Here is a 16,053-nt window from a genome sequence, read left to right as displayed (position 1 = left end):
TCTGCCTACTCGTTCTCTGTAATAGCGAACAGCTTGTCTTTGGTGCTAATGAAAATGGTTCCGTTAGCGGCAACTGGCGTGCTGTAAACGCTGCTACCCATGTTGATCTCGTCGATCGGTTCGTTGTTGTCTTTGCCAAATTCGAAAATGGCAACGTCACCATCTTCGTCACCCATGTAAACATGGCCGTCGGCAATCAACGGGCTGCCCCAACTTTGAGCAAGCATGTCGTAAGTGAAATGCAAGATTGGTTTGCCATCGTCGGTTCCCTTGGCATCGAGACAATGCAAGAGTCCAGAGAAGTCGGCGATGTATAGAACGTCGTCCTTGATGGCACAGGTCCCGATCGAGCGATGCATCTCTTCTTCGAACTGAGGTTCCCCATCTTCGTTTGCATCGATGAACGAGTAATGCCAGATCGCACCGGAGTTCGGGTTGTCGACTTCGATTTCACCCTGCTCACCAACGACGGCTTGGATTCGCTTGTGAGGAATCGGTGTTCGTTTGCCATCTTCCAACTTCATTGCAAGCGTCGGTGATATGTCACCCCGCATGTTCGGGTCGATGCACCACAAGTGACCTTCGCCTTCGCCATGTTCGGGATCCTGACCCACGGCAATATAGACGCGTCCATCGTAGACAACGGGGGTCGCGATCAAGTTGTTGCGAGTGCCTTCACCACCCAAACGCCAGATGGTCGTCTTGGGATTGCAGTCAAACTTCCAAAGCAATTCGGGCTTTCCGTTGTCACCACGGTCAGCACGGAAACTGTAAAGGATTCCGTCACCACCAGCAAAAAGAGCTTGAGGAACGTCGTTGAAAACGCCGATCGCAGGACTCGACCATTGGCCGTGCAAAATATTGCGACCCGGCGATGAATCGGTCCAAAGCACTTCGCCAGTGTTCTTGTCCATGCAAATGAAACTAGGAGCTTCAGGCGCGGGCAGGTTGATGTGAGATTCGTCGAGTCCGTTGGACGTGTTCACGAACAACAGATCGCCATAGCTGGTCACGCTGCAGGAACACATGTTGTGCTGGCTGACGCCCATTTCGGGACCCATCATGTCGTAGACCCAAATCACGTCGGCATCTCGCTTGTCGGCAACGCCAAGGGACTTGATGAACTTCAGGTTCGGACCAATCGACTTGACCGAAAGCGTTCGGTCAACGCCGCCGAAGTTGCCGGTCACTGACCAAGCTTTGCCTTCGGCAACCGTCTTAACTTCTGCATCGCCTTGCAGAGCTTCGCCCGCTTCGGCAAGGGTTTGTTTAGCGGCATCGGACAACTTGCCCTCGGCCAACGCTTCGAGTGTTTCCTTGTGAGCTGCGGCACCGGGGCCGGCGTTCATGATCGACGCTACGTTTGCTGGTTCATCTTTGACCGGGCCGTCGTCTTCACCGTCATGGAAACCATTGGTGTCCAGGCAACGTACCTCGCCACGATTGGTAACAAACCAAAGGCGATCGCCTTCGACCAACGGAGCGCAGCATACGCCTTGCAATGGCCAATCGTGAACACGTCCGGTGATCAACTTCTCGCTGCTGTGTTGCCAAAGGAAATCGCCGTTCTTTTCGTCGAACGCCAACAAGCAACCCAGGTCAACGTTGGCCGGGTAACGTTTCAGGTATCCGGCACCGTTGTTGGTTCCTACAAACACTCGACCATCGGCAACAACAGGGTTGCCATAGGTTTGACTTCCAAGACTGGAATACCAACGAATGTTCTCGGCTTTGGCTTTGTCCCAGTCGCCGGTGCGGCGATCGAATTTGCCAATGTTCCAAGTCTGAGGCAACCCGGTCACGCCAGGAACATTATTGCGTTCGTAAGTGCCACCCCACTGAGGCCAATCGCCGCCGCTAGTGCGGACGTCCTCGGGTGAAGTCTTGGTTTCCGATTTTGTCGCAATCAAGGTTGTCGCGACTGAGGATTCTTGCGGAATCGCATGGGGGGTCACGCGCGAGTGATCCTTCGCCGTCGATACGCCGCCGATCAACACCGTGAAGATGCTACCGAGGACGGAGGCACCAACGATCATCGCCCAAGCGGAAAGGTCTTTGATTTTCATGGATGGATTATATTTGCAAAGAGAGAGGGGAGGGGAGAAAAGTCCAAAGTCACCAATGTGGCTATTCAACGCACGTTATGGCGACGATTCGTTCTCCATCACTTCGATGTTGTCATAGTAGATCTCGGCCACTTTGGCGTTGCCATACAAACCGGGGCTAGCGGTCAGGTTAGGCGATTCGTCTCGGGCCGTAACGGTCCATTCTTTGGGCTCGGGTTCGTCGCGAGGCCAAACCTTACCCCGCAATACCGCCACGGCTGCTGGCGGCTCACTTTCGAGCCGCGATTCAAACTTCATGCGGTACCAAGTGTTTTCGTCCCATTTGAAGTCAACGGATTTCGCCATTCGTAGCTGCGACGACCAAGTGCGAATTTGCAATTGTTGACTCTCGCCCATCAGGTCGAGCACGTATCCGTTGTTGGTCAGTCCAATGTCGGGCAATTGCTGACTCATTCGAGCCCCGCGAACATCCGCGGCGATGGTGTAGTCCGCCAAATCACTTTGTCCCATCCAGGCGCGGCTGCGAGCACCCTTGGGAATGGTGGTGATCTTGGTCAGCACGTCGGAACCATCGACGTTACGAATGATGCTTCGATAGCGCGCTCCCACCCACGAAAGCGGTGGATCGGTGGCACCTTCAAAGGTGAACTTCCATGGCAACGGTGGAACGATGCGAATTCGAGCTTCACCTTGTTTGCCATCGACCGTCGCCGTAATCGTGGCGGCGGTGTGTGCGGCGTCTTGGGATGCGGTGAAGGTCAGGCCGTTAACACTGCCGGGTCCGTCAACGGTCAAGTCGATGGTGCGAGGCGTCGGTAGAGCTTGGCCGAGCGAGTTGAAGACATTCACTTTCACTTGGATCTCGTCACCCGGTCGAACGATTGACTCGGCGGGAACGACTTGAACCCAGTCGACTTTCGTGTTCTTACCAACAGGCGTCTCTTCGCCCATTGATTGGCTCATGTTGATCGACTGTTCAGTCCCTTGTTCGGTCGAAACGCAGAAAAGCGTTGTGGATCCAGGAAAGTAAAGTCGTCCATCGGAAACGATCGGCGAACCGGCGAATTCCATATCGCGGATGCGACCTTTGTTGATGACTTCAAAGCCGTCGTCGGTTGGCTTCAAGACTGCCCAAGGGCCATTTTCGGTGAGCACGTAGATCTTGTTATCGGCATGCAAAATCGCGCCGCGTTGGCGACTACCGGCGAACGCTTTTCGTTCCACAATGGGTTCGCCCGATTCGGCGTCGAAGATCCACATCTTGCAACGGTCGTCGACCAGATAAAGACGTTCGCCAATAAGAACTGGCTCGCTGTATCCCGCGACCACTTCGAGTTGCTTCCAAAGCTCGGTCACTTTGGTGTCAGCACCGGTTCCTGAAACTCGCAGTCCCACAACGCCGCCCATCACGTTTTCGTTGGGAGCGACGTTTTCTTCGCTGTGGCTAGCAAAGACTCGATCGCCCACTACCAACGGCGTTGCAAAGATCCCGCGGCGGGAAAGGTCATAATGCCAAAGCGGTCGGCCGGTGCGAGGTTGGAATCCCCAAATTGCTCCGTCACCGGTACCCAGAATCAACTGACGCTGGCCGTCGATGGTGACGATACTGGGCGCCGAATAGGTCGTGTCGTAAGGCAAATCACGAGTGCCACTGAACCACCGGACTTCGCCGGTCTTTTTGTCCATGCCGATCAAACGGTGGTTGGGTTTCGCTTTTTCACCCCAATTGATGATGATCCCGCCAATGATAACGAGGTCTTCGTGAATCACTGGAAAATTGGTTCGACCACCATAGGTGCTGAGCATTCCAAACTGTTCGTGAAGAGGAATGCTCCACAACGTCTTGCCGGTGGATCCGTCCAAGCATTGGAAGAGGTCGCACGAACCTAAGGCATAAACGTTGCCCGTTTCGGGGTCGCCCACGACACTGCTCCAGCCGATTCGCTCTGCGGGGACGTCTGACAACCAGACGTTGTAGCGATTTTCCCACAAGGTTTCGCCCGTGGCGGCATCCAGGCAAACCACTCGCTCGCCTTCGGTGGGTGTGTTGGGTTCGGCGCGCTGAATCGTGTACAGCTTTCCGTTCATCACGATTGGAGTGCAGGGACCACCGATATCGTCACGCTTCCACAACACGTTGCTATCATCGCCGCCCTTGGGGTCCCAGTTATCTGGCAGACCAGTTGCCCGACCGGTGCCATCAAAGGCAGGGCCACGCCAGTACGGCCAATCAGCGTGAACAACCGTCGACATCATCAACGTCAACAGCAGGCCCAACCATGGTTGGTTGCCACAGCGAAGCGATGCAGAGATACGAGACTTCAAGTTCATGAAATGTTCCTCAGTCGAAGAATTCATCGTTGGGATCAAAGTGGGGTGAGCAGATGATGATTGCTGTCATGCGTCCGACGGCACGATGGCGGACACCGGTGGGAATCAAGATTGCGGAATTGGGGCGGACTGGGTGGAGTTTGCCGTCGAGTTCCATGGCAGCGTCAGGCTGGCAATCCAAGATGACGTAAACTTCGGTGTGTTCACGGTGGTAATGCGTTTGAGCGTTTTCGGTGATTTCCGTCAGGTGTACGGTGCCGGGGAAGTCATCTTGTTGTTCAAAGGCCCGCCGAGCAATGCCGCAAGGACACGCAACCGCTTGCAGATCTGGTAAGTGAACCAGAGTTGGTTTGCGTTTCACGCGATTCGAACTCGATTTCGGAGGAACAACCGTGTCGGGAAGCGAGAATCAAAATTCTCACAGATAGACGGGCTGGCTGACTGAGCATCAATCGGGGGGGCTGGTGTCGCTGGCGACTGCCAAAACGACAACTCAGGATAGTTTATACCGTTCGTGCCGGATTGACCACGCGCAAGACCGCTAGAGCCGGATTGGTCCGCAAATGAAGGGGAATTGTCACAGCCGTCAAACTCTAGCAACAGTCCGAAAATCGCTTAGATCACTGGTTTTGACGGTGATCCAGGTCGATACGTTTATTGACTCGCACTTGTGAAGTGCTCGGCTCGTTGCTGAGAGACGGAAAGGTGCGAAGGACCCAACAAGAGGCGCTGACACTGGATGTTAGCGTCTTGTGGTGTCAGCAACGAATCGAACGAGATTGGTTGCAGAGTGAATTGACAAGCTGAGCGAAGTCGGCGGGCCGGGTGTCCGCACCCGATCCGTTTGAGTTTGTCACTGTTCCATCGAGACGCGTTCGCCGGCGACTTCGTCCGACGAATCTGTCTCCAGGGCCGCCCTGCGAAATTCTCTGACGAACACGCTGCTGATCACGACGAATAAACAACCCGCGAATTTGTAAAGGGAGACGTGGCTCCAATGAAGCGGACAATAATGACTTTGACCATGGTTCTTGGATGTACTCTTTGTACCCAAAGCTTTGGATTTGACCTTCTTGATCGTATGCTTGGCCTTAAGGGTTGTGGATGCGACACGGCATGCTGTGACACCGGTTGTGCAGCACCATCATGTGAACCAGCTTGCGGTTGCGAAGCACCTGCTTGCGGTTGCTTGGCTGAACCAGCTTGTGGTTGCGAAGCCCCAGCTTGCGGTTGTGCAGCACCATCATGCGAACCAGCATGCGGTTGCGAAGCTCCTGCTTGCGGTTGCTTGGCTGAACCAGCTTGCGGTTGCGAAGCTCCAGCTTGCGGTTGTGCAGCACCATCATGCGAACCAGCATGCGGTTGCGAAGCTCCTGCTTGCGGTTGCTTGGCTGAACCAGCTTGCGGTTGCGAAGCACCTGCTTGTGGCTGCGAAGTCGCTTCGTGCGACGGTGGCTGCGATTCGTGCGGCTGCAGCAAGGGTTGCGGACTTAAGGGTGGCTTGTTGAAGAAGCTGTTCTCATGCAACAAGGGATGCGGATGCGACTCGGGTTGTGACATGGGCTGCGAAGTTCCATCTTGCGGTTGCGAAGTTGCTAGCTGCGACAGCGGTTGCGACTCCTGCGGTTGCAGCAAGAGCTGCGGCGGTGGATTGCTGAAGAAGCTTTTCGGCAACCTCGGTTGCAAGAAGGGCTGCGGATGCGATAGCGGTTGCGACACTGGTTGCGGTTGCTCGCTTGAACCAGCTTGCGGTTGCGAAGCTCCTTGCGGATGCGTTTCAGAACCAGCTTGTGGCTGCGAAGCTCCTGCTTGCGGATGTGCATCGGCTCCTATGGCTGCTCCTGCAACCATGCCAGCTACTCACGCTGCTCCAATGCCTCCAGCACCGGTTGTTGACCCAAGTGCTAAGGTTGCTACAAAGCGTCGCGTCGTTCAGGCCAGTGCTGTCTACGTCCGCTAGTTAGCCTTGTGCTAACTGCGGAGCCGAAGGCTCATTGATCTATTGAGACGTGATGCGACTAAAACGACCCGGCGGGGGAAACCCCACCGGGTCGTTTTTATTTGGTTTGGCAGCTTTGCGGCCTGTTTGGGGGCATCGATCTTGACCCCCGACGCTGTTTTTCACTAAATCCCAAGCATGGGAAAAACCGTATTCTTCTCCGTTGGCGAACCAAGCGGCGATCAGCACGCCGCCAAACTGATTGAGCGACTTTGTCGCCTTGATCATTCGATTGGCGTCCGTGGATTTGGCGGGCCCGCGATGATATCGGCGGGATGCCAAGTGGATGTCGACCTGACCGAACACGCGGTCGTGGGATTGCTTGAAGTGCTGCCCAAGCTGCGACAATTCTTTCGCTTCGCCGATCAAGCCGAAGAAATCTTTAAGTCGGGCAACGTGGACGCGGTCATGCTGGTCGATTTTCCAGGATTCAACTGGCACATCGCTAAGCGAGCCAAGCGTTATGGCATTCCTGTGCATTACTATTGCCCGCCGCAACTTTGGGCATGGGCACCTTGGCGTATCCGAAAGATGCGAAGGACCGTCGATCATGTCCTGTCGGTGCTGCCGTTTGAACATGAATACTTTCAAAGTCGTGGCGTCAAATCCACCTTCGTGGGTCATCCGTTTTTTGATGCCGTTGCACACACCAAGCTGGATTCTCAGCTCCTCGCGTCGCTTCATCATCGCCGCGATCAAGGTCAATCGCTTGTTGCTGTCCTGCCCGGTTCACGCACTCACGAAGTAGAACGAAACTGGCCGTTGATGTTGCAGGCGATTCGACGCCTTCATGCCGATTATCCCGCCGCCCGTTTCTTGGTTGCCTCTTATCGTGATCGCCAGTGCTTGTGGTGCCGCGATCAAATGACGCCATCGGACGCCTCGCTTCCCATTGACTTCTTTGTTGGAAAGACCAGCGAGGTCATAGAAGCGGCCGATTGTGCGATGATGGTTAGCGGAAGTGTTAGCTTGGAATTGATGGCTCGCCGGACTCCCGCAGCCGTGATCTACCGAGTCGGCCGATTCCTTCATGCGGTGGGTCGCCACCTCATACAAGTCGATAGCCTGACGCTTCCCAACCTGATGGCGGGCCGGACAATATTCCCCGAATTCGTTTCGGTTGGAAATGAGGGCCCAGCGGTCGATTTCTTGACCGAGTCAGTCGGTGCGATGCTAGGCGACCGATTCTATTTTCAGTCGCTGCTGCGAGATCTGGACGGTTTGCGAGCTCAATACGCTAGACCCGGCGCCACCGATAATGCGGCTCGATGGGTCCAGCAAAGTTTGCAGTCGAATCTTGCTGGTCCATCAGGGCTCGAGAACTCTCGAGCGGCATAGCAGTCGAGCGGTTCTCGCGTGAGTTATTGTGGTTTTCCTTACCAGGAAGACGCCAAAATCCTCAAGCAAACCATCTTGGACTTCGCTGCGTATCAAAGCGAATCCGCCTGCTTGAACGCTAGGCACGCTATTTTTACGCCCTCATGTCTCATTCTGCATTCATCATGCCCGAGAAATCTTCGTTTTCTGACCTCGCCATGACCGAATTGGGCGGCCTGGGTGCCGAAACTGGTTTTGAGGAGGATGAACTCGGCGAACCGCTACGCTTTTCCGGCTACGTCAGTGCGGTCCTGGGGATCTTTAGCGCCGTATCGTTGGTGGGAATCGGCGGTGTCGCAGTTGCAGTTCTCGCGATCGCCTTTGGTGCATTCGCTTTGCGACCAGCCGCCAGCAAGGTCAGTGGTATCTTGCCCGCGAAGTTTGGCATCCTGCTTGGTGTCGCGTTTGGAATCTGCGGCGTTTTGCTTCCGGTTCTCAAGACGCGAACACTGGGCAATCAGGCAGAGTACTTTGCACGCCAATTCATGAACCTTGTCATGGAAGACCAGAAAGAGATCGTGATGGAGTTGCACAAGTCGTACAACAATCGGTTTGCTCCAACGATGCCGCTGCGTGACTACTACGTCGAAGGAGATGATGATCGACAGGTGGAGTTCTATGAGAACAACGAGGCGATGAATCTAATCAAGAGTTACGGGCCGGATGCTCAATGGGTACTCGATCGTCCCGTGCGTGTGTATCACCAATTTGGAACGGATAAGGCCGAGATCGTTTTTAAAAACCAGGAGGACGGTAAGCAGTTGCAGTTCTTCATGCACTACTTGGTCGACTCGAATGACCAGGGGCAATGGCACGTCAATTTGGTTCAACCGTATCGTGAACTGATCATTGCCGAGTCTTCGAACTAAGTTTGAAGTCATTGAGCCCATCGTCCGGCGGGACCCTAGCCGCGACACTGTTGTTCATTAGTGAAAGTCGCGGCTCTTCAGTGTCAGGCCTTCGACTTCGGAAGTCATGTCGGCGATCCGTCCCACGATCACATGAATCACGCCTTGGCGGTTTTCGAGTTTACCATCGACTAGCCATGCATTGCTCGTACGAGCAATGCGGAAAAACCGTTTCCAAACCGCGGCAAACATAACAAGGTTGATCGATCCGGTTTCGTCTTCGATCGTGATGAAGGTGATTCCCTTGGCGGTGCCGGGGCGTTGACGCATCAAGACTAAACCAGCTACACGAACATGTCGCCCATCGCGAAGACCGGCAAGTTCCGCTGCCTTGACGCAACGTTGGGCGTCGAGCTCTTCGCGAACAAATGATATCGGGTGCGCCTTTAGGCTCAGCCCTGTCATCTCGTAATCTGCATGTACTTCCTCTAAAGGTGTCATTGGTAACAGCTCGTTCGGAATCACTTCATCGTCCAAGTCATCGCCAAAGAGCGGCTGCGAGTTGGGATCTTCTTCACGCCCGAGCGATTGCCAAACCGCTGCTCGGCGATCGCCTGCGAGAGAACCTAAAGCGTCAGCGTCGGCAAGAATCGCCAACACCGATTTGCCCATCCTGCATCGCCGCGCCATCTCTTCCATGCTCGTGAACGCTCCCCTGGCCGTACGTTCATCCACGATTCCCTGTGCCGCCAAACGCGGTAGTCCGCGAATCGAGGATAGCCCCAGTCGAACTGCGGGTTGTTTGGAATCGGGATCTGGTTCCAACGTTGCCTCGGCGTGGCTGTGGTTCACGTCAACGCCTCGGATCCTCACCCCGTGCTTCTTTGCATCGTCAACCAACTGCGCCGGAGCGTAAAATCCCATCGGCTGGCTGTTCAGTAATGCCGCGCAAAACGCTGCCGGGTAGTGGCGTTTCAAATAGCACGACGCATAGACCAACAACGCGAAACTGGCCGCATGCGATTCGGGGAAACCATACTCACCAAATCCGCGGATCTGATTGAACACTTGCTCTGCAAACTCGCCTCGCAGTCCGCGTGACGCCATGCCTTCGATCAACTTGATGCGAAAGTTGTCGATCACACCTGGTCGTCGCCAAGCTGCCATCGCTCGTCGCAACTGGTCGGCTTCGCCCGGCGTGAAGCCCGCGGCCACCACGGCCAATCGCATCGCCTGTTCTTGGAAGATGGGAACACCAAGTGTCTTTTCAAGAACGCCACGAATTGCCTCGTTGGGATAAGACACTGCCGATGGATTTTCTCTCGCTTTGAGAAACGGGTGGACCATGTTGCCCTGAATAGGACCGGGTCTGACGATGGAAACTTCGATCACCAAGTCGTAGAAGCAACGGGGACGAAGTCGAGGCAACATACTCATTTGAGCCCGACTTTCGATTTGAAAAACGCCCAAGGTATCCGCACGACAAATCATGTCGTAAGTCGGTTGGTCGTCTTGGGGAATCGTCGATAATGATAACGCGTTGCCGTGATGCGTTTTGACTAGTGCCAAACAACGTCGAATTGCCGACAACATGCCTAATGCCAAAACATCGACTTTAAGAATGCCAAGTTCATCCAGGTCGTCTTTGTTCCATTGAATGACGGTTCGGCCTTCCATCGATGCGTTTTCCACAGGACACAATTCGCACAAGCTGCCCGCCGTCATCACCATCCCACCGACATGTTGCGACAGGTGACGAGGAAATCCTTTGAGGGTGGAAACAAGATAGACAAAGCGTTGGCCTAAAGCTGATTCGGGATCGAGACCACTGGCACGGCAACGATCGGGCATCTCGCCTGCATCGCTGCCCACTTTCGCGATCGTGTCGATGCAATCAGCGTTGATTCCCAACACCTTGCCGACTTCGCGAACAGCACTCTTGGTGCGATAGGTTGTCACTACCGCAGTCATGCCTGCACGATCACGACCGTACTTTTCATAAAGATATTGCAACACTTCCTCGCGACGTTGATGCTCGAAATCAACGTCAATGTCGGGTGCCTCGGCTCGTTCTTTCGAAACGAACCGTTCGAACAGCAGATCGGTTTGGCTAGGGTCCACGTTGGTCACGCCTAAGCAATAACAAACCGCTGAGTTCGCAGCCGAACCACGACCCTGGCACAAAATGCTTCGCTCGCGCGCAAATCGGACAATGTCCCAGACCGTTAGGAAGTACGCCTCGTAATGCAATTCTTCAATCAGTCGCATTTCATGGCGAATCTGATCGAGGACCTTTTCGGGAACTCCGCCCGGCCAACGTTGTTTAGCGCCCTCCCATGTCAACCGACGTAAATGCTCGATCAATGTCATGCCCGGCGGTGCGATTTCCTCGGGATACTCGTAACGTAATTGGTCAAGCGTGAAATCACATCGAGCAGCGATTTCAAGTGTACGAGCGATCGCGTGCGGAACATCGCGATAACACTCTGCGATCTCTTCAAGGCTGCGCAAATGGCGTTGGCTGTTAGTGAATCTCGCTTCGTGAACGCCGCCAATTGTTTGTCCCCGTCGGATTGCTGTGACCGTGTCATGCAGCAACATTCGCGAAGCGGTGTGATAATGGACATTTCCCGCTGCAACCAAAGGCACGTCGTTGCTAACGGAAAGTCGGCGCAGTCGTTCGATCGCTAATTGATCGTCTACGCCGAGATGCAATTCACACATCAGGTATCCGCGGTCACCAAACACATCGCGAAACTTTGTTCTTAAGAATCGCGAAAGCGATGCCGGGCGAATCGGGCGTGATGTGGTGTCCGATATTCTTGACATGCGACGGGGGCCCGGCATGGGCGGAACCAAACCAGCGATGATGCCGTCGTTCATCTCGACCACATCGGCCCAACGCAATTCACACTGACCTTTCTCGGCACGTAGGCGACCGCGGGAAATCAAGCGACACATTCGGCCGTAGGCGGCGCGGTCGGTTGGCCAAAGCACCATCGGTGGTGCGTCAGTGGGATGAATTTCGGTACCAACGATGTACTGCAGTCCCGATTCCTTGGCTGGTGCCAAGCCACGTACGACTCCAGCAACGGATTCGCGGTCGGTCAGCGCAAGGCCTTCGTAACCGAGCCGGGCAGCTCGTTCGACCAACTCATCAGGATGGGAAGCACCCTCGAGAAATGAGAAATTACTTTTGCAGTGCAGTTCGACGTAACGCATCAAGGCTTAAACGGCGCGAGGTGGATTTTTGTCCACGTTACGGAAGCGGCTGATCGCCGTCCAGGCGTGTACAGCGTCTTCTCGATATTTTGGGGTCACTGGATTTTGCCTTCTCTGGCCCAAGATTCGCATCGTAGAAACGAACTGTCAGTAAGTCTTTTCACCTTTCGCTAGGCAAGTCATGCAACCCCATACTTATTCTGAACGCACAGCTCATTACCAAGAAGTCGCACCGACTCATCCGGTGTTGATGGGATACGTGTTCTGGTTGTTGGGGTTTGTGGGAGCGCACCGCTTCTACTTTGGCAAACCGCTTACCGGAGTGTTGTGGTTTTTCACCGGCGGTTTGTTCTTGGTGGGTTGGATTGTCGACTTCTTTTTCATACCCGCCATGGCCGAAGAAGCAGAACGCAGATTTCCGCCGGGTCGAGTGGACTACACGGTTGCTTGGTTGTTGCAGCTATTCTTGGGCATCTTCGGAATCCATCGCATCTACATGGGCAAGCTGTTCACCGGCATCTTGTACATGCTTACCGGAGGCCTCTTCGGCATTGGCTACATCTACGACACGCTCACCCTGAACGACCAAATCGCTGAGATCAACGTGGCGGACAGGCCGACAACGTGGATGTAGTTCAGACCTCTCGCACAATCACCTTTGCACCTTGCTTAGCGATCACCCGGACTTCGGAATCGGCATCGACGAAGTCTCCTTCGGTAACGACATCAACCAGATAGTCTTCGACAAGAATGCGTCCGCTGGGTCGCAGCGGTCCAGAGGCTCGACCGACGTCGCCAATCGAAACGCGTTGCCAACCGGGCTGAGCAGCCTGCGAGCTTTGATCACGGCCAATTCCGGTTGACGTTTCCATCACCACCGGTGGTTGTAAGGTCAGCCGGCTTAAGCCTGGGATCTCGCCAATGTAGTTGGCCAGCACCACCGCGGCGACCAAGAAGCCGACGAACGCACCTAGAACCGTTAGAACGTCATAGCCTAAGCCTGACAATTGATCGGCAGTGGAAGGTATCAGGAAACGCTGCGAGGCCATCACCAGTGAACCCAGTGTGAGCACGATTCCGCCAAGGCCAGCGATGCCAAAACCCGGTATCACAAAGAATTCGCACGCGATGAAAATGAGCCCCAATGCAAACAGTGTTACCTCAAGCCATCCAGACGTGCCCGCCGCAAACCGACTCCAGAAGAAAAGACTAAAGCAAAGCAGCGAGGTCAAACCACCAACGCTGATCCCAGGAGCACTAAGCTCGATTGCGATCGCGATAAGTCCAATCGTGATCAAAAAGAAGGTGACCCAACCGTTGTTAAGAATCCTCGCAATCGATTCCGCCCACGTGGGAGTAAGCACCTCGATCGGAGTTCGAACATTAAGTAATTCGCCAAGTTCACTGCGATCATTGAAGGTTTGATCCGCAATACCGAACTCCAATAACCGCTCGCCATTGGCAATGAAGAACATCTCTTTGCCACCTTCACGGATTTGTTTTCCGCGCGTCCATTGGTCGCCGTCTTCAAGCGTTTCCCACTCTTTGTCTGAAAAGTATCGGGACTCACCCGTAACCTTGTTCGTGGCTTTGAAGACAATCATGTCTTTGTCCGTCATCTTTTCGGCCAAGACTTCCGGACGTCCAGTTGCCCGAGCGGTGTCGCGAGCCTTCTGAGCAACCATGCTACGACTCTTGGCTTCGGCGTAGCGAAATTCACCACTAGGCCCCAGCACAATCACTCCGGCATCACCCAGTCGAGCACCGGGCAGCATGATGATTTTGTCGCATGCAAGGGAGAACAATGCCGCGCCGCTAATTGCGTCTCGCTCGATCATCGCGACGGTCTCGACGCTCTTTGCTTCAAGTAGCATGTCCATCAGCTCGAACGTCACATCCACTCGCCCGCCCGGTGAATTGATATCGAAGATCACCACCTCGGCACCCGCAGCGATGGCCTGGTCAAACTTCCGCTGCAAAATGCCACCGCTGAGCGGATTGATGTCTTCGTGCAGGGGAATGATCACGGCTTTGCGGCCCGCCGGCTGATCTTGTTTCAGAATCTGCGAGCACGCAACTTGAGGCTCAAATATCCAACACATCAGCATGCACGCAAGACATGCCAACCGAGCCATCGTTGCTCGGAGTTGAAACGTCAGGGGAGATGTTGTTGATGACATGACATTGCCGAGGCGAAAGCTTTGGTGACGGTTCTATCATTGTATCGTCGAATCCGAATCAAAAATCGAATTCACCGATCCGATGACAATGTACTAGGCCCAATTCAGACCTAAACCCGTCGCCAGAAAGTTGGAAAAATCAGTACCAGAACACTGAAAATTTCCACTCGTCCGAGCATCATCAACCAAACAAACAGTAATTTTGCGCCCTGACTAAAGCCTGCGTAGTTCTGCGTGGCTCCCACGACACCGACTCCGGGGCCGATGTTATTGAGCGTTGCAATCACGGCACTGGCGCAATCAAGCAACTTTTCGTCGAGCGTATCGGTCATGCCCGCCGCCGCTGCTTCTTGAGTGGTGTAGCTGTCGTCGACTCCCCACGTGCTGTTGGGTTCAAGCGTGATCAACGCCAGCCATGAAACCACAAAGATGGCCAAAATCATCGAAAAGTAAACGAGTATCCCGCGAGCGATGGCTGGGTCATCGACATTGGATCCGCCGATGCGAATGAAACGCACAACACGAGGTCGGTGAGCGTGTTCAATCTCATGCACCAGAATCTTATAGAACAAGATGTGACGGATCACTTTCAATCCGCCGCCCGTGCTGCCTGCACATCCGCCGATAAACATGATCATCAACAAGATGCCTCGACCAAAGTTGTTCCAACCATCAAAGTCTGCTGTCCCATAACCGGTGGTGGTGATAATGGAAACGACTTGGAAAAGCCCGAACCGGAGTGCGTCAAAGATATTGTCGAAGCGGTAATCGCCTGCACGCATTCCGAAAAATACGACTCCGACCGTGACTAGAAAGATGATCCCGATAAAGGTTCTGAATTCCACGTCGGCGAGCAAACGTTTGGGACCACCGATCAACGTTAGGTACAACAGCGTAAAGTTGGTGCCAGCGGCAATCATGAACAAGATCGTGGTGTAGTCGATGATCGCGCTATCGAATTGCCCGTGACTGGCGTTGTAGGTGCTAAACCCGCCCGTTGCCATTGTGCCAAATGCATGGCACAAACCATCGAACAGCGTCATGCCTTCGAGCATGTAAATTGCCGTCAAGATTGCGTTGAGTGCGACATAGATGGCGGCAAATACTAAAGCAGTATGCTGCATCCGCGGCATACTTCCCTCTTTAGTGGGTCCCGGCATTTCGGCACGCATCATAGCCTTTCCAGCCGAGCCCTGACCCAAGATCGCAACGAACAACACAACGATGCCTAGCCCACCCAAAAAGTGTGTCCATGATCGCCAAAAGAGAATACAGTGCGGAACAAGCTCGGGTGTCTCTAAATCAGTCAGCACCGTGGCGCCAGTGGTGCTAAACCCCGACTGCGATTCAAACATGGCTTCAATGAAAGTCATCGATGAATCGGGGCCGATCGAAGTTCCGCTCAAGTAATAGGGGAGGGCACCTAAAATGGTCGCCAGAACCCAACTGAGTCCCACGATGGCCATCGCTTCCTTTTGAAACAAATGACTTCCCCGTGATCCGCGTCCCAAGAAACGCAGTATCCCGCCCAAGATGCAACAGATCGCCATACTGAAAAGCAGCCCGCGAAAGCCCGCGTACTCAAATTCAGACGCGGGTTCTAAAAACGTGCGTTCAGCAAGCCAGGGATAAGCAAACGGCAGCGAGAAGCTCATCGAACCGCCAATCAGCAGGCAGATCGTTCCCAACAATCGAATCAGCAGGCGGTAGTTCAAGGTGTTGGGTCAACAGTATGAGACGAGGAATCGCAAGAATGCCCAGGTGGGTTCGCAGGATCACCATTAAACCTACCCAGCGACTTTTGAAAAGAACATGATGCTAAAGCAATAAAGTCAGCCATCATTTTTTCGTTTCGGTACGCGAACTGCCAATAGGTCTTCCATCCCGGCCTTGGTTCGGGATCACGGAGCGTGGAGTGAGGCGAATGCTAGGCCTTGGGTTTCCCCAAAATCCAAGACTTTGATGATTCAAAGTTTGCCTAAAATCTCCTTGATTCCTTTCTATTGTTTCCCACAACAGAGCGCCGTGGC

General features: G+C 54.2%; 10 protein-coding genes. 3 read left to right on the top strand and 7 right to left on the bottom strand.

The features are described from left to right. Nucleotides 1-5: 5 nt before the first annotated feature. From Pla22_RS04725 to Pla22_RS25140, 4 genes are all read right to left on the bottom strand, one after another. On the bottom strand, nt 6-2,066 hold the full coding sequence (locus tag Pla22_RS04725; protein WP_146513588.1) for a PQQ-binding-like beta-propeller repeat protein: 2,061 nt from the start codon (nt 2,064-2,066) through the stop codon (nt 6-8). A 75-nt stretch (nt 2,067-2,141) separates the two neighbouring features. Continuing rightward, on the bottom strand, nt 2,142-4,322 hold the full coding sequence (locus Pla22_RS04720) for an outer membrane protein assembly factor BamB family protein (protein ID WP_146515232.1): 2,181 nt from the start codon (nt 4,320-4,322) through the stop codon (nt 2,142-2,144). A gap of 85 nt (nt 4,323-4,407) precedes the next feature. Beyond that, nucleotides 4,408-4,758: a cupin domain-containing protein gene (locus tag Pla22_RS04715; RefSeq protein WP_146513587.1), complete on the bottom strand. Its 351-nt coding sequence runs from the start codon at nt 4,756-4,758 to the stop codon at nt 4,408-4,410. A gap of 730 nt (nt 4,759-5,488) precedes the next feature. Then, complete coding sequence (locus Pla22_RS25140; RefSeq protein WP_165440516.1) at nt 5,489-5,815, bottom strand: hypothetical protein; 327 nt, start codon at nt 5,813-5,815, stop codon at nt 5,489-5,491. A gap of 719 nt (nt 5,816-6,534) precedes the next feature. On the opposite strand from Pla22_RS25140, the gene lpxB reads away from it, so the two are divergent. Both lpxB and Pla22_RS04700 read left to right on the top strand, forming a co-directional pair. Beyond that, entirely contained in the window at nt 6,535-7,734 is a 1,200-nt protein-coding gene (gene lpxB, locus Pla22_RS04705) for a lipid-A-disaccharide synthase (RefSeq protein ID WP_146513585.1), read from the top strand. Between the two features lie 143 nt (nt 7,735-7,877). Then, nucleotides 7,878-8,642 carry a hypothetical protein gene (locus tag Pla22_RS04700; RefSeq protein WP_146513584.1) on the top strand — a complete coding sequence of 255 codons (765 nt, stop codon included), beginning with the start codon at nt 7,878-7,880 and terminating at the stop codon, nt 8,640-8,642. 57 nt (nt 8,643-8,699) lie between these two features. Here Pla22_RS04700 and Pla22_RS04695 read toward each other — a convergent pair whose 3' ends face one another. Continuing rightward, on the bottom strand, nt 8,700-11,843 hold the full coding sequence (locus tag Pla22_RS04695) for an error-prone DNA polymerase (protein WP_146513583.1): 3,144 nt from the start codon (nt 11,841-11,843) through the stop codon (nt 8,700-8,702). Between the two features lie 181 nt (nt 11,844-12,024). On the opposite strand from Pla22_RS04695, the gene Pla22_RS04690 reads away from it, so the two are divergent. Continuing rightward, nucleotides 12,025-12,477: an NINE protein gene (locus Pla22_RS04690; protein WP_146513582.1), complete on the top strand. Its 453-nt coding sequence runs from the start codon at nt 12,025-12,027 to the stop codon at nt 12,475-12,477. A 1-nt stretch (nt 12,478) separates the two neighbouring features. On the opposite strand, the gene Pla22_RS04685 is transcribed toward Pla22_RS04690, so the two are convergent. Together Pla22_RS04685 and Pla22_RS04680 are read right to left on the bottom strand one after the other, a co-directional pair. Next, complete coding sequence (locus Pla22_RS04685) at nt 12,479-14,023, bottom strand: NfeD family protein (protein WP_146513581.1); 1,545 nt, start codon at nt 14,021-14,023, stop codon at nt 12,479-12,481. 110 nt (nt 14,024-14,133) lie between these two features. Beyond that, nucleotides 14,134-15,678, bottom strand: coding sequence for a TrkH family potassium uptake protein (locus Pla22_RS04680; protein ID WP_146515231.1), 1,545 nt, complete (start codon nt 15,676-15,678; stop codon nt 14,134-14,136). Between the last annotated feature and the right edge of the window lie 375 nt (nt 15,679-16,053).

Source organism: Rubripirellula amarantea, from assembly GCF_007859865.1.
In the GTDB taxonomy this organism is placed as follows: domain Bacteria; phylum Planctomycetota; class Planctomycetia; order Pirellulales; family Pirellulaceae; genus Rubripirellula; species Rubripirellula amarantea.
This window is presented reverse-complemented; position numbering and strand designations above follow the sequence as displayed.

What these genes read in the sequence shown, in the direction of transcription:
- Pla22_RS04685 (WP_146513581.1), bottom strand. Translation starts at nt 14,023, where the DNA reads ATGTCATCAACAACATCTCCCCTGACGTTTCAACTCCGAGCAACGATG.
- Pla22_RS04725 (WP_146513588.1), bottom strand. Translation starts at nt 2,066, where the DNA reads ATGAAAATCAAAGACCTTTCCGCTTGGGCGATGATCGTTGGTGCCTCC.
- Pla22_RS04680 (WP_146515231.1), bottom strand. Translation starts at nt 15,678, where the DNA reads ATGAGCTTCTCGCTGCCGTTTGCTTATCCCTGGCTTGCTGAACGCACG.
- Pla22_RS04690 (WP_146513582.1), top strand. Translation starts at nt 12,025, where the DNA reads ATGCAACCCCATACTTATTCTGAACGCACAGCTCATTACCAAGAAGTC.
- Pla22_RS04700 (WP_146513584.1), top strand. Translation starts at nt 7,878, where the DNA reads ATGTCTCATTCTGCATTCATCATGCCCGAGAAATCTTCGTTTTCTGAC.
- lpxB (WP_146513585.1), top strand. Translation starts at nt 6,535, where the DNA reads ATGGGAAAAACCGTATTCTTCTCCGTTGGCGAACCAAGCGGCGATCAG.
- Pla22_RS04720 (WP_146515232.1), bottom strand. Translation starts at nt 4,322, where the DNA reads ATGATGTCGACGGTTGTTCACGCTGATTGGCCGTACTGGCGTGGCCCT.
- Pla22_RS04695 (WP_146513583.1), bottom strand. Translation starts at nt 11,843, where the DNA reads ATGCGTTACGTCGAACTGCACTGCAAAAGTAATTTCTCATTTCTCGAG.